Consider the following 22,165-nt stretch of genomic DNA (forward strand, 5'->3'; position numbering starts at 1 on the left):
AGAGAGGCAACATTATGAAAAAGAAAATTGAGATCGAAGGCATGAGCTGCAGCCATTGCGTCAATCATGTCAAAGAAGCTTTGAGTGAACTTGCGGGTGTAACAGGTGTCGATGTCAATTTGGACGCGAAGACGGCTGTGTTGGAAGGAACCGATGATATTCAGGAGGGAGCCATTAAACTGGCAATCGAGGATGTCGGTTACGAAGTGGTTGGAATCATGGATCTTTAAAATCAACAGTAAGTTTTCCTGTGATTCCCGCGTTGGATACAGGTACAAATGGAAAATAGTATTTTTACAAGGAGTCATTATGCAAAATCAGTTTTCGCGGACGGAATTGTTGACTGGACAGGAAGGCCTGTCAAAGCTTCAGAACAGCAAAGTGACTATTTTCGGGTTGGGCGGGGTAGGCTCCTATACGGCCGAAGCTCTGGCCAGGGCCGGTATAGGCGCTTTTAAGCTTGTTGATTTTGATGAAATTTGCCTGACAAACATCAACCGGCAGCTTCATGCGCTGCATTCGACGATTGGCAAGTCTAAAGTGGATGTAATGAAACAAAGGATGCTGGATATCAATCCCAAAGCCAAAATAGAAACCTTCCAGTCCTTTTATCAGGAGGAAGGTGCCGAAGGCTTCTTTACCGAGAAACCGGACTATGTGGTTGATGCAATTGATACGGTCAGAAGTAAAGTGAGTCTGGCCAAAGAATGTCGCCATAGAGGAATTCTGCTCATTTCCTGCATGGGGGCCGGCAATCGTCTCGATGCGCTCAGTTTCCGTGTTGCTGATATATCCAAGACCAGCGGCTGCCCGTTAGCCAAAGCGGTGCGCAAACTTCTGAGGAAGGAAGGAATTACGGAAGGATTCAAAGTTGTTTTCTCTCCTGAGCCGGCCCTGAAGCCGCTGGAGCAGGAAAATAGCTGCGCGTCCAATTGTATTTGCCCCAGCGGTGATGCTCACTGTTCCCTGAAAAGTCAGATTCCCGGCAGTATTTCTTACGTTCCGTCCGTGGCTGGTCTGCTGATGGCTGGGGAAGTTGTCCGGGATATTCTCGGGAATGCTATTTGTGGTCATTCCTAACCTGGTTGTAAAAGAGTTCTGCGAATCAATTAATCCGACGATCGCTTCTTTCGAGAAACGCCTTGCATTTCTGGAAGGGGAAGCAGGTGCGATCGCCTGTGCATTGAAATGCGCTGGAAACAATCTAAGATCTCATTAGGCGACTGCGCCGCCGCAGCTGGAACCGCTGCCGGCCGTGCAGGCGTAGCAATGGTTATTGATGCGGATTTCACGTTTCTTAAAATCTGCCGGGGAAAATCTGGAGATATGCCTGGGGTTGCATGTCAGCCCCAGCATTTGATTAAAATCGCAGTCATAGGCGTATCCGTCCCAACTTACGGAAATTTGATTCCGGCACATCAGATTGTTCAGGGTAGATGCATTAAATGTATTGGCCAGTCTTTCCATATATTGCTGCAAATTGCCTGATGTTTGCAAGAAGGTTAAAAATCTGCCAACCGGAAAATTGGCCATAGCAAATAATTTGTGAAAAGAGACCTCATACTGACTGAGAAGGACCCGGCGGTAGTCTGCTTCGAGTGACTGCTGTGATGCAGGAAGAAAAGCACCACCCGGATTATAAACCAAATTGAGTTTTAAATGACTGTTTTCTTTACCGTAACCAAGTTTATTTAAGTTTGATAACGCCTGAATCGATTTTTGGAAAACCCCGCTGCCTCGTTGGCGGTCGGCGTCCTTTTCGCTGTAGTATGGCAGGGAAGAAATCAGCTCGACCTGATGCGCGGCAAAAAATTCAGGTAAATGAGCATATTCAGGCTGGTCCAACAACGTCAGGTTCGTCCTCAACATGATATGGTGCTTCAATTGTGCTGCTTCCCGAATCAGCCAGCATAAATTCGGATTGAGTTCCGGAGCACCGCCGGTAACATCCAGAACTTTGATATCATTGTCTGACATGACCTGAAAACAGGCAGCCATGGTTTCCTTTGACATCGACTCGGTTCGATGAGGGCCAGCCTCCACATGGCAGTGTTTGCATCCTAAATTGCAGACCTTGCCGGTATTGACTTGCATGGTTTCGATTGTCGAACAGCTTAATAAGGGATAAGTATTGACTTCTTTGACTTTTTCGGCAAACGGTTTAATTGTATCTAGGCTTTCCAAACATAAGAGCTGGGCGTTTTGATGATCTGTCAATTTCATTATGTCGCATGCTCCTCTCAGAATTTCAGCTTGCTCACAATATTCTTTGCCTGCACACCATGCACCAGCGTAGCACCGCCGCGGATTGCTGCAGCAACATGGATGGCTTCTGTGATTTGGGCCTCATTGGAACCTTTTTCGAGGGCATCTTTGGTATAGGAGTCAATGCAGTAGGGGCATTGGACAGCATGGGCGACTGCTAGGGCAATCAAGGATTTTTCTCGCGCACTCAGTGTGCCGTCCTGAAAAACAGAGCCATAATAAGCCATGAATTTTTGCCAGAGGTCGGGAACTTCTTCGCCCATTGTTGGAAATTTGGCTAAATCAGCTGGATTATAATAAGTTTCCATAGTCGATTCTCCTCGTATAATATTTTTACTATTGTTGTAACAAAACAATGAAAGCTTGGCAATAAACAGTTTTGTGCGGTGTCGATAGCGACCACCGATTGCGGACACCGTGTGAAATAGGCAAATTGCAGCGCCTCAGCCCGCTGCCAACATCAACATATAGCACAGTGTCTCGGGGATTCAGTTCACCAAAATGCACAGTGGTTTCACAGCCGTATTTATCTGCGATTCCAGAGCCGTTTCCTTGTACAAATCATGGGTGGTTTCTAAGTAACTCATTTTCATTTCTCCTTCTGTGATAATCAAACATCAACAACAAATTTTAGCTTTATTGTCTTACAAGTAATTTTAATGCAAGAAACGTACCAATATCTGGATCGGTATAATTTATCTGAAATAAACGATAGAATATGCATATTTGCAAACTGAGATCGCTTTTTTCAAATCATATTTTGTTTCATTTTGATAAAAATATTTCTAGTTGGCTAAAATAAACGTAATAATTATGAAAGAGAGGGAAAGCAATTATTGACAATTCAGATAAAGTAGTTGTATCATACAACTAAGGAGAGGCGCGATGAAAAATAACAGAGAGCTTTTATGTTTACTAGCTGAATTGACAAAAGCCTCGAGATGCTGCCAGCAGGATGCAATCCTAGGAGGATCTATTACTTTTACCCAATTTTACATACTTGATCTGGTTGGCAAATACGGAATACTGCAGCTTTCAGATTTACACTCTCTGCTTAAAGTGGAAAAAAGTACCTCGACCAGACTGATTGAGCCTCTTGTTCTACAGGGTCTAATTATCAAGGAAAGATCAGAAATTGACTGCAGAGCGATTAATCTAATTCTGACTGACAAAGGTCAGCAGATAAAGACGAATGTATGGAAACATGTTGATATTTTTCTGGGAAAACTGTCGGCAGAAATTCCTGAAGACCAACAAGAAGCGGTTTATGAAAATACCTGGTTGTTTCTCAAAGCTGTGAAAAGCGTTCTCAATCAAAATTGTTGTGAATATCATAAAATGCAATAGTTCGCAGTTTGTTCCCAGTGAGAGGAGGTGTACACAAATGTTTACAAAACATTGGATGCTGCGTGAAACTGCTCATTGTAAAGAAGGCTGTATAATTCAGTCCTGGGGAAGACGGTAAACTCCCTGAAAGAGCTCGTTAAAATGCGGGCTCTTTTTCAAAAGCATCTAACTTATAATAAAATGAGCTTTATCCTATTAAGACTATAGAAATTATGGTATATTAGATAAATATGATAATTGGTTCTGCGGGATGGACTTAATTCCGCGTCAAAAATTATAAGCTGGAAAGAGGCAAGCGTATTGCACTATCGTGATAAACTTATAACACTCCAAGGAAACCTGGAGAAAATGAGCAAGATCATGATTGCATTTTCAGGAGGAGTGGACAGTACTTTCTTAGTTAAAGTTGCCGGAGATGTATTGGGCAAAAACGTAATTGCTGTTACGGCAAAATCAGCTACATTTCCGGAGAGGGAACTTCAGGAGGCTGTTCAATTTTGCCGGCAGGAAGAGATCAGCCATCTAATTATAGAGTCCGAGGAATTGGATGATCCTGAGTTCGGCAAAAATCCTTTTAACCGCTGTTATCTTTGTAAAAAACAATTGTTCAGCAAAATATTGAGCATTGCGGCTGACTACGGTATGGAATCTGTCGTAGAAGGCTCCAATGTGGATGATTTAAGCGATTATCGTCCTGGAAGACAGGCTTTAGAAGAACTAGGGATACAAAGTCCGCTGCTTCAGGCAGGGTTGACAAAAGAAGAAATCCGCCTTCTTTCGAAAGAACATGGGTTGACGACCTGGGATAAACCCTCATTTGCCTGCTTGTCTTCCAGGATTCCCTATGGCGAAGAGATAAATGAAAAGAAACTACAGATGATTGATTTTGCAGAACAATTTTTACTCGATTTGGGTTTCCGTCAAGTTCGGGTACGGTACCATGGTGATATTGCCCGCATAGAGGTATTGCCGCAGGAGAATAATCTTATCATACGACAGGACATCGCTCAGAAGATCTATAAGAAATTTACAGATATTGGCTTTGCTTATACGGCACTTGACCTAAAGGGCTACCGCAGCGGCAGTATGAATGAAAAGATCAATACGAATAGTTGATAAACGAAAGTATCCGAGGTGATTATTATGGTGGAAAAAGCCAATATGCAAATGAATCAACTTGTTTCGAATATTGTTTCAAGCTATCAGGAACAGCCCAATTCTTACACTCAGCTGTCCTGCCAGCTTCCAAACCGGGATGTCATCATCGAGATTATTCACCTCTTGCGGCAGCTTTTATTTCCGGGGTATTTTGGCAAGCAAAACCTGAATGAAAGCACCTTGGAATATCATGTTGGGAACCTGTTGATCGAGATCTATGAAAAATTGAGCCAGCAGGTAAGCTGTGCGCTCAAGCATCAACACGGCAATAACGCATCTTGTGATGATATAGAAATCAGTGAAAAAGCAGAAAAGATATGTTGGCACTTTTTAAGCAAGATTCCGGAAATAAGGGAATATCTAGCACTGGATGTACAGGCTGCTTTTGACGGGGATCCGGCAGCTGATGACAAAGCGCTTGTGATCTTCGCATATCCGGGCCTTTTGGCAGTCAGTATTTACCGGCTCGCGCATGAGCTTTACCTGCTCTCTGTTCCGTTGATCCCGAGGATCATGACTGAATTTGCTCATAACGAGACTGGAATTGATATTCACGCAGGGGCCAAAATCGGCAAATATTTCTTCATAGACCATGGTACGGGTGTCGTTATTGGCGAAACTACGATTATTGGCGATAAAGTTAAGATTTATCAGGGTGTAACGCTGGGAGCCCTATCCACTAGAGGCGGACAAAGCCTTCGCAGCCAAAAGCGTCATCCAACAATTGAGGATGATGTGACTGTCTATTCCGGAGCCTCAATATTTGGTGGGGAAACGATTATCGGAAAAGGTTCGGTCATTGGCAGTAATGTGTTTATTACCCAATCTGTCCCGCCTGGAACCAGGGTAATGATTAAAAATCCGGATCTGATCTTTAAGGGGCAGGAAATGCAAAAAGATAAGAAGGAACTGACAAACGAACTGGACCTGGAAACTTAAAAATAGCTAAAGGGCACTGGCTGAGTGCAATTTATACGATTGTAAGGCATACAAAACTATAGATATTAGGGATTATGAGTTAGATTATTAACGAAGCGATAAAATCTGAAGAAAGGAAAGAGGGTCGACTTGAAAATATCAACAAAAGGAAGATATGGTTTACGTGCGATTCTTGACGTGGCCCTGAATGAGCACGCAGGACCGGTAACCATTCATAGTATTTCCGAGCGCCAGGATTTATCTGAACGCTATTTGGAACAGCTGCTCATTACACTGAAACAGAACGCGCTCATCAAAAGCATCCGCGGATTCCAGGGAGGATATATTTTAGGCAGAGAGCCTGAAAGTATTACGGTCGGTGATACGATCAGAGCACTGGAAGGCCCGATATCTCCCGTCGACTGCGTCAATGACAATAATCCGGGTGCCTGTTCCAGAGCTGAATTGTGCGTAACCAAAATGGTATGGGACGATCTGAAAAATGCAATGGTAAAGGTACTGGATTCTTATACTTTGGCGGACCTGATGGAGGAATATAAAAAAATGAACAATAATTCCTTTGACAATTATTGCATTTAATACTGTGTATTTTAATCTTGCCCCATGGTTGTTTGGAAAAACCATGGGGTTTTTTATATGCCCGTTACCTGGCAGCATAAGGTCAATTTTTCTCTATGGAAAACTATAAAGTCCATAGGAATAACAGATAAATTAGTCAGAATAGTATTGACAAATGCTTAAAACCCTACTACTATATCTTTAAACACTACAAAAACTATAGACATTATGATATTTAGAAGGGGCGTGTTTAGATGAGTAAAATCTATGAAGAGTTAACAGACTTAATTGGTGGTACTCCATTGGTAAAATTAAATAAAATAACGGTGGGGATAAAATCGGAGATTGTGGCTAAGCTGGAATCCTTCAACCCAGGTGGAAGCGTCAAAGACAGAATTGCCCTGAATATGATCAAAACGGCTGAGGGAAAAGGGCTGATTAATAAAGATTCGGTGATCATTGAACCAACGAGTGGAAACACTGGAATTGGACTGGCCTTTGTTACAGCAGCCAGAGGATACCGATTAATTCTGACGATGCCGGATACAATGAGTGTTGAAAGACGTAGCTTGCTTAAAGCTTATGGCGCTGAACTTGTATTGACCCCTGGGGCTGATGGAATGAACGGGGCTATAAAAAAAGCGCTGGAGCTGGCGGAGGAGATGCCAAATTCTTTTATCCCCCAACAGTTCGAAAATCCAGCCAATCCGGAAATTCACCGTAACACAACCGCTGAAGAGATTTGGAGTGATACAGACGGGAAGGTCGATATTATTGTAGGCGGCGTAGGAACAGGCGGGACGATTACAGGGGTTGGTGAAATTCTTAAATTACGGAAACCTGATGTTAAAATCATTGCGGTGGAACCGAATGATTCTCCTGTTTTGTCCGGTGGGAAGCCTGGACCGCACAAGATTCAGGGAATTGGGGCAGGGTTTATTCCACAAGTCCTTAATCTAAAGCTTGTCGATGAAATTTATAAAGTAACGAATGATCAGGCTTTTGAAACAGGGCGCAGACTGGCCAGGGAGGAAGGGCTCCTGGTGGGGATCTCATCCGGTGCCGCAGTCTATGTAGCCCTGAAGGTTGCTAAACGTCCGGAAAATGAAGGAAAAAGGATTGTTGTTGTCCTTCCTGACACCGGTGAACGTTACCTGAGCACGCTAATGTTTCAGGAGAGTTAAGTGCAGTCGAAATAAGAAGTATTTAATCAATACGGAGGCCATGATGAGCAAGACAGAAAAAGGAACATGGAAACTGAAAACAGGATTAGCGGAGATGCTGAAAGGCGGAGTGATCATGGATGTGACAACTCCGGATCAGGCCAAGATTGCTGAAGAAGCAGGCGCATGCGCAGTTATGGCCTTGGAACGCGTTCCGGCAGATATCCGGGCAGCCGGAGGGGTGGCCCGAATGGCTGATCCAACAATCATTCTAAAGATTATGGAAGCGGTTACGATTCCGGTTATGGCCAAAGCGAGGATTGGGCATTTTGTTGAGGCACAGGTGTTGGAAAGCCTGGGCGTAGACTATATCGACGAGAGTGAAGTCCTTACCCCGGCGGATGATCTTTATCACATTGATAAGCAGGCCTTTGCAGTACCTTTCGTATGCGGAGCCCGCAATCTTGGAGAGGCTTTGCGCCGGATCGGAGAAGGAGCAGCGATGATCAGGACTAAAGGAGAGCCAGGAACGGGGAATATTGTTGAGGCAGTAAGGCATATGCGGACGGTACTGAGTGAAATCAGAAGACTGAAAACAATGCCGAAAGAAGAGGTGATGACTGCGGCCAAAGAGATGGGAGCACCTTATGACCTAGTGTTGTCCGTCGCCAAAAACGGGAAGCTGCCAGTAGTGAATTTTGCCGCAGGCGGAATTGCAACCCCAGCGGATGCCGCTTTGATGATGCAGTTGGGTGTAGATGGGGTCTTCGTGGGCTCCGGAATCTTCAAGTCATCGAATCCGAGGGCACGGGCTAAGGCCATTGTTCTGGCAACAACCCACTATAACGAGCCTGAGGTCTTAACCGAAGTATCCCGGAATTTAGGTGAAGCGATGCCGGGATTGGAAATTTCTTTAATCAATGCCAGTGAACGAATGCAGGAACGCGGCTGGTGATATTAGGTTTAAAACATAAATTTAAGAAAATAATTATAAAAACATAATGAGGAGATGTTGATATGAACAAAGAAAATTGGAAATTTGATACATTGCAGATCCATGCCGGACAGGTCCCTGATCCGACTACCGGATCCAGAGCCGTCCCGATTTATCAGACCACATCGTATGTATTTAACGATGCCAAGCATGCCGCTGATTTGTTTTCGCTGGCAGAACCCGGCAACATTTATACCCGGATTATGAACCCGACATCCGATGTTTTGGAACAGAGAATCGCTGCGCTTGAAGGCGGCGTTGGGGCGCTTGCCGTAGGGTCAGGTTCGGCTGCTATCACCTATTCCATTCTAAACATTGCCGGGGCCGGAGATGAGATTGTCGCTGCCAGCACGCTGTATGGCGGAACACATAATCTTTTCGCAATTACGCTTCCGAAGCTGGGGATCAAGACCCATTTTGTGAACCCCGATGATCCCGCAAATTTTAAGAAAGCAATCACAGAGAAGACCAAAGCCATCTATGTAGAATCAATCGGTAATCCGGGGATCAATATCGTCGATATTGAAGCCGTTGCCAAAGTGGCACACGATAACGGGATACCGCTTATTATTGACAATACGTTTGCAACGCCTTATCTTCTGAAACCTATTGAATACGGAGCAGATATTGTGGTCCATTCGGCAACCAAGTTTATTGGCGGTCATGGTACCTCCATCGGCGGGCTGATCATTGACGGCGGAAAATTTGACTGGGCTGCAAGCGGCAAGTTCCCTGGATTTACAGAGCCGGATCAGAGTTATCATGGACTGGTCTATGCAACATTGGGTGCACCAGCCTATATTCTGAAAGCCAGAGTGCAGCTCTTAAGAGATACCGGTGCGGCCCTGAGCCCGTTTAATTCTTTCCTGTTTATTCAGGGCCTTGAAACACTGTCTTTACGTGTCAAACAGCACGTGGCAAATACCTGGAAGGTTGTTGATTATTTAAAAAACCATTCCAAGGTTTCGTGGGTGAATTATCCAGGTTTAAAAGAAAATAAATACTTTGATTTATCGTTAAAATATTTTCCGCAAGGCCCTGGATCGATATTTACGTTCGGCATTAAAGGCGGTGCGGAAGCGGGAGTTAAACTGATCAACAATCTTGAATTATTTTCTCTGCTTGCCAATGTGGCGGATGCCAAGTCCCTCGTGATTCATCCTGCCAGCACAACGCATGCCCAACTCTCCGAGGAAGAACAGCTGGCTGCAGGGGTATCACCCGACATGATTCGGTTATCGATTGGGATCGAAGATGCTGATGACATCATTGCTGATTTAGAACAGGCTTTTTCCAAGATAGACTAATCAGTGAATTTAAAATAAAAGTTTTGAGAAGAATAACAACGACAGGAGAATGTTATGGAGAAAACTGTGGTTGTTGCCATGAGCGGCGGAGTGGACAGCTCCGTCACCGCTTTGTTGTTAAAACGGGAGGGCTACCGTGTTATCGGTGTCACCATGCAGATCTGGCCGCAATCCGAGGACAAGGCCAAAGCATGCTGCAGTCTGGAGGCAGTTAACGATGCCCGCAGGGTAGCCTGGAAGCTTGAAATTCCGTATTACGTGATGAATTTCAGGCAGGAGTTTGAAGACAAGGTGATTGACCATTTCTGCAATGAATACCTCCGGGGCAGAACGCCCAACCCATGCATCGAATGCAACAGGCATTTGAAATTTGATGTTTTGCTGCAGAAAGCCCGTGGTCTGGGTGCAGATTTCATTGCAACCGGTCACTATGTAAGGAAAGAATACGATGACAAGACACAGCAGTGGGTGTTAAAAACCGGGATCGACGAAACGAAAGACCAGAGCTATGCACTCTACCATCTGACCCAGGATCAGCTTACCCATACACTTTTTCCGCTGGGAAAATACCGTAAAGCGGATGTCAGGCAGATTGCGGGCAGGGAAGGACTTGCTGTCGCGCAAAAAGCGGAAAGCCAGGATATCTGTTTTGTTGAAGGGACAGCGGGGGATTTTATTGAGATGTACCGTCAACTTCAGGATATTGGACAAGGCAATATTATTGATGCTGAGGGGAATTTGATTGGGCAGCATAAAGGGATTTACCACTATACGGTCGGACAGCATAAGGGACTCGGACTCGCCCTCGGTTTCCCTGTTTACGTGACAGCGATCGATGCTGAAACCAATACAGTCCGGGTCGGAAGAAAAGAAGAACTATTCAGCTCAGGTCTGCTTGCAGAAAATGTGCATTTGATTTCTTCTGTGTCTCCTGAACTCCTACAAAACATATCGGTTGAGATCAGATACAATGCACCAAAAGTCTCTGCAGCGGTCAATTTGTTGCACGATGGAACAGCCGAGGTGGCCTTCACAGAAAAACAGCGAGCGGTAACTCCCGGGCAGGCGGTCGTGTTTTACGACGGAGATCATGTCCTGGGCGGCGGTGCGATCCGATCAGCTTTACAATCCAAAGGTTTTACCGCTATGAGAGAAGTACGTGAAATTCAAAAGTAAGATCTTAAAAGAAAACAATGAAAATGAAGCTTATCAAAACTAATTTATAAAAACTATTGAAATATCTCGAAATATTAGATATAATTTCAGTTGCGAAAAGAGGCAGTAGAGCCTTTTCAGCAAAGAATTTTTTGACCGTTCTCTGCAGAAGCTATAGAGGACCAAGGCCATACGGACAGCCGGGTCAAAAGCCGAAGTTGGCAACTTTGTTGCCTTATTGATTGAGCCGGGGCGGCTCGAAGCGTTATGAGTTGGCTAATTCATAGCCGTGTGCAAATCCGCTGCACATCACACTTGTGAAACGATCAATAAGAGTAGTAAAAGTAATTCCTTGCTATATAGACTCTGAAACCTCGAAAGCTGAATAAATAACTCTAAATGGAAAGGGCCTTCGCCCTTGACGTAAATAGAGCCAAATAAACAAGTTTTTCATGATCGTCGCGCTTAGGTGTGGTGTACTGCCCTGTTTTGCAGTACCGCCTCCTTAAGTGCTTTTTATTTGTCAAAATGTCTGCGAAGTTTTATGTTTCATGATCAGTAGAGGGATGAAAGTCAGGAACTTACAGCAAAAATTATTTCAGCGATTGGAGGAAAATGATTATGGGAAAAGTACTCGTTATCGGCTGCGGCGGCGTCGCCGGTGTGGCAATTCACAAGATCTGTCAGAATTCAGAGGTATTCGGAGAATTGTGTATTGCCAGCCGTACGAAATTGAAATGTGATGCTTTAGCGGAAAAACTGGGCGGAGGTAAAACCAAAATTACAACAGCCCAGGTAGATGCTGACAACGTGGAAGAACTGATCGCACTGATCAACAAAGAGAAGCCTGACGTTGTACTGAATCTGGCTTTGCCGTATCAGGACCTGCATATTATGGATGCCTGTCTGGCCACAAAGACCAGTTATGTTGATACCGCCAATTATGAGCCTGAGGATACTGCTCATTTTGAATACAAGTGGCAGTGGGAATACCGGGAGAAATTCAAAGAAGCAGGAATTACCGCGCTGCTCGGTTCAGGTTTTGACCCGGGGGTCACCAGTGTATTCAGTGCGTACGCATTAAAGCACCACTTTGATGAGATACATGAAATTGATATTTTGGATTGCAATGGCGGCGACCACGGTTATCCGTTTGCGACGAACTTTAACCCTGAGATTAATATCCGCGAAGTCACGGCCAAAGGCAGCTATTGGGAAAATGGCCACTGGGTGGAGACTGAGCCGATGGAGATCAAAAGGGAGTACAATTTCAAGGGTGTTGGTGTCAAGGATATGTACCTGCTGCACCACGAGGAATTGGAAAGCCTGGCGCTGAATATTAAAGGCATCAAACGCATTCGTTTCTTTATGACTTTCGGACAAAGCTACCTGACACATCTGAAATGTCTCGAGAACGTTGGTATGACGAGCATTGAGCCTATTAATTATAATGGAATGGAAATCATCCCTTTGCAGTTCTTAAAAGCTGTCCTGCCGGATCCGGCTTCCCTTGGCCCGCGTACCAAGGGCAAAACCAATATTGGATGCATTTTCAAGGGAATTAAAGACGGCAAGGAAAAAACCTACTATCTGTATAACATCTGCGATCATGAGGAGTGCTATCGCGAAGTAGGAAGCCAAGCCATCAGCTATACCACCGGCGTACCGGCGATGATCGGGGCGATGCTGGTTATGAACGGTACCTGGGCGAAACCTGGTGTTTATAATATGGAAGAGTTTGATCCCGATCCTTTTATGGAAGCACTCAATAAGTGGGGGCTGCCCTGGGAACAGGACTTCAATCCGGCGCTGGTACGCTGATGGGAAACGCAATAATGGACCTGTACGCAAGAGAACAGAATACTGAGGAACTGAAGGCTGTAGAAACAGAAAATGCAGAAAACTGGTTTGACTGTGTTCTGACTCCGAGCTATGTGGTTGATGAAAATCTGTTAATCTCAAATTTAAAAATTTTACAAGACATTCAGGAACAGAGCGGAGCAAAGATTCTGCTCGCCCAGAAGGCATTTTCAATGTTCCGGGTATACCCTTTGATTGCCCAATATTTGTGCGGAACAACAGCCAGCGGTTTGCACGAGGCGAAGCTCGGCCGTGAAGAATTTGGCAAAGAAGTGCATATTTTCAGTCCGGCTTACCGGGAGGATGAATTCGATGAGATCCTGACTGTATCCGATCATATCATATTTAATAGCTTTTCTCAGTGGAATAAGTTTGGTAAGCGGGCGCTCGCTGCAGGGGCAGAATGCGGCCTGCGGATCAACCCGGAATGTTCCACCCAGAAAGGTCATGGCATGTATGATCCCTGCGGACCCTATTCCAGACTCGGTGTGACCAGGGCAAACTTGAAGCAGGATTGGCTCCAAGGCCTTTCCGGACTGCATCTGCATACGCTGTGCGAACAAAATGCCGATGCGCTGGTGACAACGGTCGAAGCCTTTGAGAAGTCGTTCGGTCAGTTCTTGCCTGGGATGAAATGGCTGAACCTTGGTGGCGGGCACCACATTACACGTGAAGATTACGATCGGGAGCTTCTGATTCGAACCATCAAGCGTCTGCGGGAAACCTATGGCATTACCGTGTACCTGGAACCTGGCGAAGCGATCGCCCTAAATGCCGGTTTTTTGGTCTCATCCGTGCTGGATACGCTGCATAACGGTATGAACATTGCTATCCTGGATGCTTCAGCTGCCTGCCATATGCCGGATGTACTGGAAGTTCCGTACCGTCCCCGGATAATTGGCTCAGGGCAGCCCGGAGAAAAGAAAACTACGTACCGTCTTGGGGGGCCAACCTGCCTGGCCGGCGATATCATCGGCGATTATTCATTTGATCGGGCCTTAAATCCCGGAGACCGCCTGGTCTTCTGTGATATGGCGATTTACTCCATGGTCAAAAACAATACATTCAATGGGATACGGCTGCCGGATATTGTCCTGAACAAGGCTGACGGTACCCTTGAGACTGTCCGCAGCTTCGGCTATGAGGACTTCAAAAATCGCCTGTCTTAAAGCAAGCCAGTTGAAAATGTGGTATGATCATAAAAGATAGATTATACTGTTTTATTGGAGCATGCATTTGACCAAAGACTTTTGACACTTGAGGAGGAAAGCGAATGCCGATCAAAATTCCGGACGATTTACCGGCAAAAGAAATCCTGGAGAATGAAAATATATTTATTATGGGCGAAAACCGGGCACAGCATCAGGATATTCGTCCTTTAAGAATAGCACTGCTTAATTTAATGCCTACCAAAATCGTTACCGAAACGCAGTATTTGCGCTTGATGAGCAACTCACCTCTGCAAATAGAGATAACACTGCTTTACACTTGGACGCATAAGCCTGCGAATACTTCGGAAGAACACTTAAGCAGGTTCTACAGTTCTTTTGATGAAGTGAAAGACCAAAAATTTGATGGTCTGATTATCACCGGTGCACCGGTCGAAAATCTGGAATTTGAAGATGTGGACTACTGGGATGAACTCAAACAGATCATGAAGTGGAGCCTTACCAACGTTTATTCAACCATACATGTCTGCTGGGGAGCCCAGGCGGGATTATATTATCATTACGGGATTCCGAAATATTCGCTTGACAGTAAAATGTTTGGGATATTCAGCCATAAGATTATTAATCATAATAACAACAATAATTTCCTGCGGGGGTTTGACGAAGTATTCAATGCACCGCATTCCCGCCATACGGAAATCAGGATCGAAGATATCGAGAAGCATCCGGAACTGGAAGTTTTGGCCACATCGGATGACGCCGGAGTTTATATGGCTGCCGGCAAGCATGGCAGGCATCTTTTTGTTACCGGCCATCCCGAGTATGATGCGTTTACGCTGAAAACCGAATATGACCGGGATGTGAATAAAGGCCTGGATATCGCGGTTCCCCAAAATTACTTTCCTAATGATGACCCGAAGAAAATGCCTCAGGTTACCTGGAGAGGACATGCCAATTTATTGTTTTTAAACTGGCTGAACTATTATGTATATCAGCAGACACCTTTCGACCTTGGACAATTGGCTGAGTCAGACTGAGAGGTTGAATCAAGTTGGGTGACTGCGTATTTGTATTGATCACATGTATCGTTTTGGGGGCTTCTATATTGTTTTACGTTTATATTGTAGAATGCAAGGATGGAACATTGTACACAGGTTGGACTGTAGACATAGAAAAGAGGCTGACAGCCCATAACATGGGTAAGGGTGCTAAATATACCCGGTCGCGGTTTCCTGTTGTCCTCAAATACCTGGAACAGGTGTCATCCAAGCCGGAAGCATTCCAAAGGGAATACAGCATCAAACAATTAACCCGGGAACAAAAATATCAGCTGATTGCCCAAAGCAAGTCGGATCAAATAACCTGATGGAATGTCAGGTTATTTTTTACATAAAAATTAAGCACAGAATTTACCTTCCCGGCCACAGAATATTTTCTTTTCAGCGGTCCATAATAAAACAAAATATTAAAACGGAGGTATTTTTGCAATGAAAGCCAAGAAGATGCAAGGACCTAACACTGGAATCAGATGTGTGGTCAATACCTGTTATTATTATATGAATGGGGATCACTGCACAGCTGAAAAAATTGAAGTGCAGTCCCGGAATGCAGCTAACGCTGAACAGACTGACTGTGCGACCTTCATCAAAGAATAACAGGAAAAATGGAGGGGGATACGCTACTTTTGTCCCCCCCTTTTTCTATTCTTGTTACTTTTATTTCAATAATAATGATCCCTCTAATATTGATTACAGGCTACTGAAGTGGTATACCGGTATTCCGCTCATATCTTTGAATAAGCGGGTCAATGATTACGGCAGAGACAAGACCCAGATAAGCGGAGATAAAGCCGAAGCCCAGGAATGCAATAAGCTGCTGTAAGTTAAGCTGGAGCGAATGGTAATATAAGAAAATAGCTAAACCGCACCAGAAGCCTTGACAGAATGGACAGCCAAACAACTTGCAGAAAAAGTAGCCTTTCTGCTTAAGGGCATCTCTGATTTTTTTAAATAAGACAAAGTCAAATAGAAAAAAACGGAGGCTTAAAGCCAGCAGAAGCTCAAAAACCATTATAGATCACCTGATTTTATAAAATTTGTCCTTTTACATTCCATATTATGGTAAAGTACAATAATATGTGCCTAGTTAATGATGACCAGGTTAAAAATCAAAAAACAAAAAAGCCTAATGCAAGAATCATCCGGAAAGGGATTTAGGATTCTCGATCAGGCTTTTTCGTTATCAGATGTTCTGATTTGAGGATTAGATTCCGCTCATATTTTTTTGTTTTTCATAACGGGTGCGGGTGTTTTTGTCTAAAAATCTTTTGCGCAGGCGAACGTTGATGGGTGTAATTTCTACATATTCATCATCATTGATATATTCCAGGGCTTCTTCCAGACCGAGCAATTTTGCCGGTTCCAGTCTCAGGCTTTCATCGGCTCCGCTGGAGCGCATGTTGGTCAACTGCTTTTTGCGGGCAATGTTAATATCAATATCCTGTTCGCGGTTGCTTTGGCCGACAATCATACCTTCATAGACTTTGGTTCCGGGATCAATAAACATTCTGCCGCGGTCCTGCAGCTGAAACAGTGCATAAGCGGTGGATTCTCCCGGATCTGAAGCGACCAGGACTCCCCGGTTGCGGCCTTGAATATCGCCCTTATACGGTTGATAGGAATGGAAGACATGCGCCATGATTCCTTCCCCGCGGGTTTCGGTAAGATAGTCCCCCCTGAAGCCGATCAATCCGCGTGCCGGAATCAAAAACTCCAGGCGTGTAACTCCACCGGACATGTTGACCATGTTCTGCATCTCAGCTTTACGGGTGCCAAGCATTTCAATCACGGTGCCGGTGCACGAATCAGGAATATCACAAGTCAAATGCTCAAATGGCTCGCATTTGACACCGTCAATCTCCTTCAGAATAACTTCCGGTTTCGAGACCATCAGTTCGAAGCCTTCTCTTCGCATATTTTCAATCAGGATGGACAGGTGCAGCTCTCCGCGTCCTGATACTTGAAAACAGTCCATGTTTTCAGTTTCTTCCACGCGGAGACTAACATTTGTTTCAATCTCTTTAAACAGTCTTTCTCTGAGCTTGCGGGACGTGATATGTTTTCCTTCTGTTCCGGCAAAAGGACCGGTATTGACCATGAAAAGCATGGTCAGGGTAGGTTCGTCAATTTCAATCATCGGAAGAGGTTCCGGATTCAACGGATCAGCTATGGTTTCTCCGATATTGATATTGGGAATGCCGCTGATAGCTACGATGTCTCCGGCATTTGCTTCAAGTACATCAACCCGGCCTAAGTTCTGGAAGGTAAATACTTTACCGACTTTGACTTTCTCGATCGATCCGTCTCTTTTGATCACAGCGACTTGAGTATTAGCAGTCAGCTTGCCCCGGAAGACACGTCCGATAGCAATCTTGCCAAGGTAATCGTTATAGTCGAGTGTTGTTGCCAGCATTTGTAGCGGACTGTCGGGATCGCATTCTGGAGCAGGAATTTCTTTCAGAATCGTTTCGAATAACGGGACCAGATCTTCAGTCATTTCCCCGGGTTCATAACCGGCATTTCCCTGACGGGCTGAGGTATAAACAATTGGAAAATCAAGTTGTTCATCACTCGCGCCAAGCTGCATAAACAACTCCAGGACTTCATCGACAACTTCGTAGGGACGCGCTTCAGGCCGGTCGACTTTGTTAATGACGACGATGGGTTTCAAATCCAGTTCCAAAGCCTTACGAAGCACAAATTTCGTCTGAGGCATCGGGCCTTCAAACGCATCAACAACCAGAAGCACACCGTCGACCATTTTCAGGACGCGCTCGACTTCTCCACCAAAATCGGCATGTCCAGGGGTATCGACAATATTGATCTTGACACCCTGCCAGTTTACGGAAGTATTCTTAGCCAGAATGGTAATTCCGCGTTCCTTCTCCAGATCATTGGAGTCCATGACTCTTTCTTCGACTTGTTCATTGGAGCGAAACGCTCCGCTTTGTCTGAGCATGACATCGACAAGACTTGTCTTGCCATGATCGACGTGGGCAATAATTGCTAAATTTCTTAAATGGTCAGCGTACATTCAATTTCTCCTGTCGTAATCTAATTCTTTCTCCTTAACAAGTAAGAACATAAATAAGAATATTGGTATTTGCATATCGAAATCTTAAAGAAGTAATACTTGCCAATCGTCCTGCATATGAAGAGGACGTAACCTTTAATATTATAATACGTTTAAAGTTTTTTTCAAATTAATTTATTTTTCCCGATCATTTTTTGTTTTATTCTGGAATCAGGATCTGTCTATTTTTTATTGGAACTGTTTCAACATTATTCTACAATCGGCATGTTCGCGGTAAGGCTTGCGCAAATATGCGGAGAAATATATAATTTCATAGGGACGAGTATAAAACACATCATGAAGGAGCAGACCCGATGAGGAAATCCAGGCGAACCTATCGCAGACGAAACAAGACACCGTTGCTCGCCATCTTAATCATCGTATTTGCCTTAGCAATCGTAATGGTATCCAAAATAGTTTCCGGCAATGCAACCGATCATTCACAGACAGGCTCAAGCTACGGAGCTCAAACGGCGGATCATTCCAGTGAAGCAGCGGACACTGCGCGTCTAATCCGGCAAGCTGACGTTGCTGCCGGTACGAAAATCGATGAATATAAAGGTGTGCCAGTCTATTCCAATGGCGCGAATTATATGTCCAGCCACGGCTTAAGTTATAGTGAAGACGATTATTATTACGGCTACAAGTGGCAGTGTGTGGAATTCGTCAAACGATTCTATTATGAAATCTATCATCATGAGATGCCTGACGGCGCTGGAAACGCCAAATATTTCTTTAATCCGATGCTGGCGCAGGGCGAACTGAATGAACAGAGAGGCCTTGTTCAGTACGTTAACGGAGGGAATGAAAAACCCCGGGAAGGAGACCTGCTGGTCTTCGATGAGGGGTCTTACGGTCACGTTGCAATTATCTGCGGAGTAGGCGACGACTGGATTGAAGTCATTCAGCAGAACTCCGAGGTTTCCAGGGAAAAATACAGTCTTGTTTACAAAGATGGTACCTATACGATATCCGGAGATAGAGATCCGGCCGGATGGCTCAGAGTTAGCAGCAGGTAAACCTGGCCATAACAGCAAAGATTTAAGGAATTGAGAAACCAGAAAAATATTAAGGCTGAAAATATTAAGGCTGAGCCGAGATGGAGAATTTCGACTCAGTCATTTTAGTATATCAAAAAGTAGAAATACTACTTTCTGATATATCTAAATGCAGCTATGGTTGACACCAAGGCGTGGCGTCAGCAAAGTTTTCTTTTTATTAGCTGAAAATAATTTGTAATAATCTACGATAATTGGAAACAATAATGGTAAACCTGTAGAGAATATCGAACATTATCGGCATAGTGTAAAGGAGTATCCAGAATGAGAATTCCCAATCATATTGGGGTTATCCCAGATGGCAACCGGCGATGGGCAGACAACAATGGATTACCAAAGGAGATGGGCTACCGGGAAGGTCTGGACCCAGGACTTAAACTTCTGAAATTATGCAGGGGAGCCGGCGTCAAAGAACTGACCTATTATGGTTTTACAGTGGATAATACCAAAAGACCAGCTACTCAGAAGAAAGCTTTTGTGCAGGCCTGCATTGATGCAATTGGTATGATTGCGAGCGAGGACGTGTCCTTGTTAGTGATTGGCGATACAGAATCTAAGATGTTCCCCAAAGCGCTGCTGCCATATACGCGTCGGACAAAGGTCGGCAAAGGCGGCATTAGAGTGAATTTTCTCGTCAATTATGGCTGGGAATGGGATCTGGGAAATCTTCGTACTGCCGAAAAAAATAAGAGAAAGGTTATTAAAGAGTTAAAATCAAATGATATTTCCAGAGTTGATTTGCTGATCCGCTGGGGAGGAAGACGCCGACTCAGCGGTTTCCTGCCTGCACAAAGTGTTTATGCGGATTTCTATGTACTCGATGATTACTGGCCTGATTTTAAGGAAGAGCATTTCTATGATGCTCTGAAGTGGTATAATACGCAGGATATTACTTTAGGCGGTTAGAAAAAGAATGTGAGTGGAGAATGCACAGTCTCGGTGAATAAAGGTATTAACAAGGTATTAACAAAGGTATTGACAAAGAAGTAATTGGACTGATATAGTGAATAGGAATATATGAAAAGATGATGACAGGGAATAATAAGTCCGGAGTGTTTGTGCAGAGAGCCGCAGGCTGGTGAAAAGCGGTCAAGACGAAAGACTGAACTCCCCCTTGAGTTGCCGGCTGAAACCATTCAGGTAGTAGGACCGGACGGAGTCTTCCGCCGTTAAAAGGAAGGGGATATCGGAAGATGATTTCATTGTTTTCCCGCATCCTGTTGAGTGAACGGCATATGCCGTTAACATGAGTGGTACCGCGAATTGGCCTTCGTCTCATTATTTGAGACGAAGGCTTTTTGACGTCCATGGATGGACTAATGTCGCGATTCCATGGAGGGAAAGAACCGACAAACCCACGGATGGACAAAGGTTGCAGTGTAAAGGATGGCAAGGGGCGGCGACGTTAAAGGAGGTAATGTTTTATGCGCAGATTATATTTGTTTGACACTACGTTAAGAGATGGTGAACAATCTCTCGGAATCACGTTAAATGTCCGGGAAAAACTAGAGATTGCCAAGCAGCTGGTTACACTCGGCGTAGACATTTTGGAGGCGGGCTTTCCGGCTTCATCTCCCGGGGACTTCGAATCTGTGAAAATCATTGGCAGGGAGGTTAAGGGGATCACAGTGTGTGGACTGACCCGTTGTGTGAAAAAAGATATTGACCTTTGTGCCGAGGCTCTCAAAGAAGCTGAGAACCCTAGAATTCATACCGGAATCGCTGTTTCCCCGATTCATATGGAGAAAAAACTCAGGCTAAAACCGGAACAGGTGATTCAAAAGGCTGAAGAAGCCGTCAGACATGCCAAAAAATATCTGAACGATGTCGAGTTTTATGCTGAAGACGCTTTTCGGAGTAATTATGATTTTCTGGCTAAGATATTTGAGCGCGTAATCGCAGCCGGAGCAACAGTCGTAAATATTCCGGATACTGTAGGATACGCGACTCCTTGGGAATTCGGCGAACTGGTCTCCTATATCAAAACCAATGTCCCTAATATTGACCGGGTGAAAATAAGTGTCCATTGTCATAATGATCTTGGAATGGCCACAGCAAACACCCTAGCTGGGGTTATGGCCGGGGCCGATCAAGTGGAAGGCACTATCAACGGGATAGGTGAAAGAGCCGGCAATACTGCTTTGGAAGAAGTTATTATGGCGATGTATACCCAGAAAGATCGCTACGGCATCGATTTGGCTGTAAACACCCGGGAAATTGCCGCGACCAGTAGACTGGTTTCCTCAATCACAGGGGTCCCTGTACCGAGCCATAAGGCGATAGTCGGGACAAATGCATTTATGCATGCTTCCGGCATTCATCAAGATGGCATCCTGAAAGAGAAACAGACCTATGAGATTATTGATCCGGAGACCATCGGCGTACCGAGGAACCAGATTGTCCTGAGTGCCAGATCAGGAAGGCATGCGCTGAAACACAGGCTGGAGGAACTCGGATATAAGATGGAAGATAGCCAGATGAATACCCTTTACGAAGAATTTCTATTGCTGGCCGATAAGAAGCAAGAAATCTACGATGAAGATTTGCATATTCTGATGGGAACGGGTATACCTGAGCAAAACAGGATCAAGGTCAAGAATATATCCGTAGCTACATCAGGGAAACAGTCGGCCACCGCTGCGGTTACTTTGGAAATACAGGGCACGGAGATAACCGATGCGGCGATCGGAAATGGTCCTGTCGATGCGGTGTTTAAAGCAATTGACCGAATTACCGGTAACGAAGTCCGGCTCGAGGATTATAGTATCAAATCTGTGAGCCGCGGCAAAGAGGCGTTGGGGAATGCAACTGTTAAAATTTTTGCCGACGGGAATTATTATGTCGGCAAGGGAGTAAGTACCGACGTCATCGATGCTAGCGCCCTGGCCTATGCCGATGCAGTCTCCAAACTTAGCTGAGATGCAGAAAAAGATGCCTTACTTGAACTGAACCCCAAAATCTGGACAGAATATAATTAAGCTGCGCTGGAGGACTGGATCCTGTATTGAACAGGACTCAGTCCTTTCAATTTGCTTTTAATCCTTTTGGTATTGTAGTATTC

At 44.7% G+C, this 22,165-nt stretch carries 23 protein-coding genes and 1 other annotated feature; of the genes, 18 read left to right on the forward strand and 5 right to left on the reverse strand.

The window, feature by feature from the left end; genetic code table 11:
• The first annotated feature begins 14 nt into the window (after positions 1 to 14).
• Both NC238_03290 and NC238_03295 read left to right on the forward strand, forming a co-directional pair.
• A complete protein-coding gene (locus NC238_03290) occupies positions 15 to 230 on the forward strand; it encodes a heavy-metal-associated domain-containing protein (protein ID MCM1564980.1) in 216 nt (71 codons plus the stop codon).
• Positions 231 to 309: 79 nt separating this feature from the next.
• Complete coding sequence (locus tag NC238_03295; GenBank protein MCM1564981.1) at positions 310 to 1,080, forward strand: tRNA threonylcarbamoyladenosine dehydratase; 771 nt, start codon at positions 310 to 312, stop codon at positions 1,078 to 1,080.
• A 135-nt stretch (positions 1,081 to 1,215) separates the two neighbouring features.
• On the opposite strand, the gene arsS is transcribed toward NC238_03295, so the two are convergent.
• Together arsS and NC238_03305 are read right to left on the reverse strand one after the other, a co-directional pair.
• Positions 1,216 to 2,223: an arsenosugar biosynthesis radical SAM protein ArsS gene (gene arsS, locus NC238_03300; GenBank protein MCM1564982.1), complete on the reverse strand. Its 1,008-nt coding sequence runs from the start codon at positions 2,221 to 2,223 to the stop codon at positions 1,216 to 1,218.
• A gap of 17 nt (positions 2,224 to 2,240) precedes the next feature.
• Complete coding sequence (locus NC238_03305; protein ID MCM1564983.1) at positions 2,241 to 2,573, reverse strand: arsenosugar biosynthesis-associated peroxidase-like protein; 333 nt, start codon at positions 2,571 to 2,573, stop codon at positions 2,241 to 2,243.
• A gap of 577 nt (positions 2,574 to 3,150) precedes the next feature.
• Here NC238_03305 and NC238_03310 point away from each other — a divergent pair.
• From NC238_03310 to NC238_03370, 13 genes are all read left to right on the forward strand, one after another.
• Positions 3,151 to 3,612, forward strand: a complete 462-nt coding sequence (locus tag NC238_03310; protein MCM1564984.1) for a MarR family winged helix-turn-helix transcriptional regulator — start codon at positions 3,151 to 3,153, stop codon at positions 3,610 to 3,612.
• A gap of 300 nt (positions 3,613 to 3,912) precedes the next feature.
• On the forward strand, positions 3,913 to 4,728 hold the full coding sequence (gene larE / locus NC238_03315; protein ID MCM1564985.1) for an ATP-dependent sacrificial sulfur transferase LarE: 816 nt from the start codon (positions 3,913 to 3,915) through the stop codon (positions 4,726 to 4,728).
• 27 nt (positions 4,729 to 4,755) lie between these two features.
• Positions 4,756 to 5,709 (forward strand): serine acetyltransferase, encoded by a 954-nt coding sequence (locus tag NC238_03320; protein MCM1564986.1) that lies wholly within the window; start codon positions 4,756 to 4,758, stop codon positions 5,707 to 5,709.
• A gap of 129 nt (positions 5,710 to 5,838) precedes the next feature.
• Complete coding sequence (locus NC238_03325) at positions 5,839 to 6,288, forward strand: Rrf2 family transcriptional regulator (GenBank protein ID MCM1564987.1); 450 nt, start codon at positions 5,839 to 5,841, stop codon at positions 6,286 to 6,288.
• A 233-nt stretch (positions 6,289 to 6,521) separates the two neighbouring features.
• Positions 6,522 to 7,451, forward strand: coding sequence for a cysteine synthase A (gene cysK, locus NC238_03330; protein MCM1564988.1), 930 nt, complete (start codon positions 6,522 to 6,524; stop codon positions 7,449 to 7,451).
• Positions 7,452 to 7,494: 43 nt separating this feature from the next.
• A complete protein-coding gene (gene pdxS / locus NC238_03335) occupies positions 7,495 to 8,385 on the forward strand; it encodes a pyridoxal 5'-phosphate synthase lyase subunit PdxS (protein MCM1564989.1) in 891 nt (296 codons plus the stop codon).
• A gap of 62 nt (positions 8,386 to 8,447) precedes the next feature.
• On the forward strand, positions 8,448 to 9,731 hold the full coding sequence (locus tag NC238_03340; GenBank protein MCM1564990.1) for a homocysteine synthase: 1,284 nt from the start codon (positions 8,448 to 8,450) through the stop codon (positions 9,729 to 9,731).
• Positions 9,732 to 9,785: 54 nt separating this feature from the next.
• Positions 9,786 to 10,907 (forward strand): tRNA 2-thiouridine(34) synthase MnmA, encoded by a 1,122-nt coding sequence (mnmA, locus tag NC238_03345; protein MCM1564991.1) that lies wholly within the window; start codon positions 9,786 to 9,788, stop codon positions 10,905 to 10,907.
• Positions 10,908 to 11,507: 600 nt separating this feature from the next.
• Positions 11,508 to 12,707, forward strand: a complete 1,200-nt coding sequence (locus tag NC238_03350; GenBank protein ID MCM1564992.1) for a saccharopine dehydrogenase family protein — start codon at positions 11,508 to 11,510, stop codon at positions 12,705 to 12,707.
• Entirely contained in the window at positions 12,707 to 13,915 is a 1,209-nt protein-coding gene (nspC, locus tag NC238_03355) for a carboxynorspermidine decarboxylase (protein ID MCM1564993.1), read from the forward strand. The genes NC238_03350 and nspC overlap by 1 nt, the downstream gene beginning before the upstream one ends.
• Before the next feature lie 104 nt (positions 13,916 to 14,019).
• The gene (gene metA, locus NC238_03360) at positions 14,020 to 14,952 is read left to right on the forward strand and encodes a homoserine O-succinyltransferase (protein MCM1564994.1); all 933 of its coding nucleotides are present in this window, start codon (positions 14,020 to 14,022) and stop codon (positions 14,950 to 14,952) included.
• Positions 14,953 to 15,020: 68 nt separating this feature from the next.
• Positions 15,021 to 15,281, forward strand: a complete 261-nt coding sequence (locus NC238_03365; GenBank protein MCM1564995.1) for a GIY-YIG nuclease family protein — start codon at positions 15,021 to 15,023, stop codon at positions 15,279 to 15,281.
• 121 nt (positions 15,282 to 15,402) lie between these two features.
• Entirely contained in the window at positions 15,403 to 15,570 is a 168-nt protein-coding gene (locus tag NC238_03370) for a DUF1540 domain-containing protein (protein MCM1564996.1), read from the forward strand.
• Positions 15,571 to 15,670: 100 nt separating this feature from the next.
• On the opposite strand, the gene NC238_03375 is transcribed toward NC238_03370, so the two are convergent.
• Together NC238_03375 and typA are read right to left on the reverse strand one after the other, a co-directional pair.
• A complete protein-coding gene (locus tag NC238_03375) occupies positions 15,671 to 15,985 on the reverse strand; it encodes a hypothetical protein (protein MCM1564997.1) in 315 nt (104 codons plus the stop codon).
• Positions 15,986 to 16,177: 192 nt separating this feature from the next.
• Positions 16,178 to 18,007 carry a translational GTPase TypA gene (gene typA / locus NC238_03380; GenBank protein ID MCM1564998.1) on the reverse strand — a complete coding sequence of 610 codons (1,830 nt, stop codon included), beginning with the start codon at positions 18,005 to 18,007 and terminating at the stop codon, positions 16,178 to 16,180.
• Positions 18,008 to 18,360: 353 nt separating this feature from the next.
• On the opposite strand from typA, the gene NC238_03385 reads away from it, so the two are divergent.
• The 3 genes from NC238_03385 to NC238_03395 all read left to right on the forward strand — a co-directional run bounded on the left by NC238_03385 (position 18,361) and on the right by NC238_03395 (position 22,022).
• Positions 18,361 to 19,065 carry a CHAP domain-containing protein gene (locus tag NC238_03385; protein MCM1564999.1) on the forward strand — a complete coding sequence of 235 codons (705 nt, stop codon included), beginning with the start codon at positions 18,361 to 18,363 and terminating at the stop codon, positions 19,063 to 19,065.
• A gap of 303 nt (positions 19,066 to 19,368) precedes the next feature.
• Positions 19,369 to 20,010, forward strand: a complete 642-nt coding sequence (uppS, locus tag NC238_03390; protein ID MCM1565000.1) for a polyprenyl diphosphate synthase — start codon at positions 19,369 to 19,371, stop codon at positions 20,008 to 20,010.
• A 113-nt stretch (positions 20,011 to 20,123) separates the two neighbouring features.
• Positions 20,124 to 20,385 (forward strand) — a binding site (T-box leader).
• A gap of 143 nt (positions 20,386 to 20,528) precedes the next feature.
• The gene (locus NC238_03395) at positions 20,529 to 22,022 is read left to right on the forward strand and encodes a 2-isopropylmalate synthase (protein ID MCM1565001.1); all 1,494 of its coding nucleotides are present in this window, start codon (positions 20,529 to 20,531) and stop codon (positions 22,020 to 22,022) included.
• A gap of 56 nt (positions 22,023 to 22,078) precedes the next feature.
• Here NC238_03395 and NC238_03400 read toward each other — a convergent pair.
• The coding region (locus NC238_03400) for an IS3 family transposase (protein ID MCM1565002.1) at positions 22,079 to 22,165 on the reverse strand (87 nt) is incomplete at its 5' end.

The organism is Dehalobacter sp. (assembly GCA_023667845.1).
In the GTDB taxonomy this organism is placed as follows: Bacteria; Bacillota; Desulfitobacteriia; order Desulfitobacteriales; family Syntrophobotulaceae; genus Dehalobacter.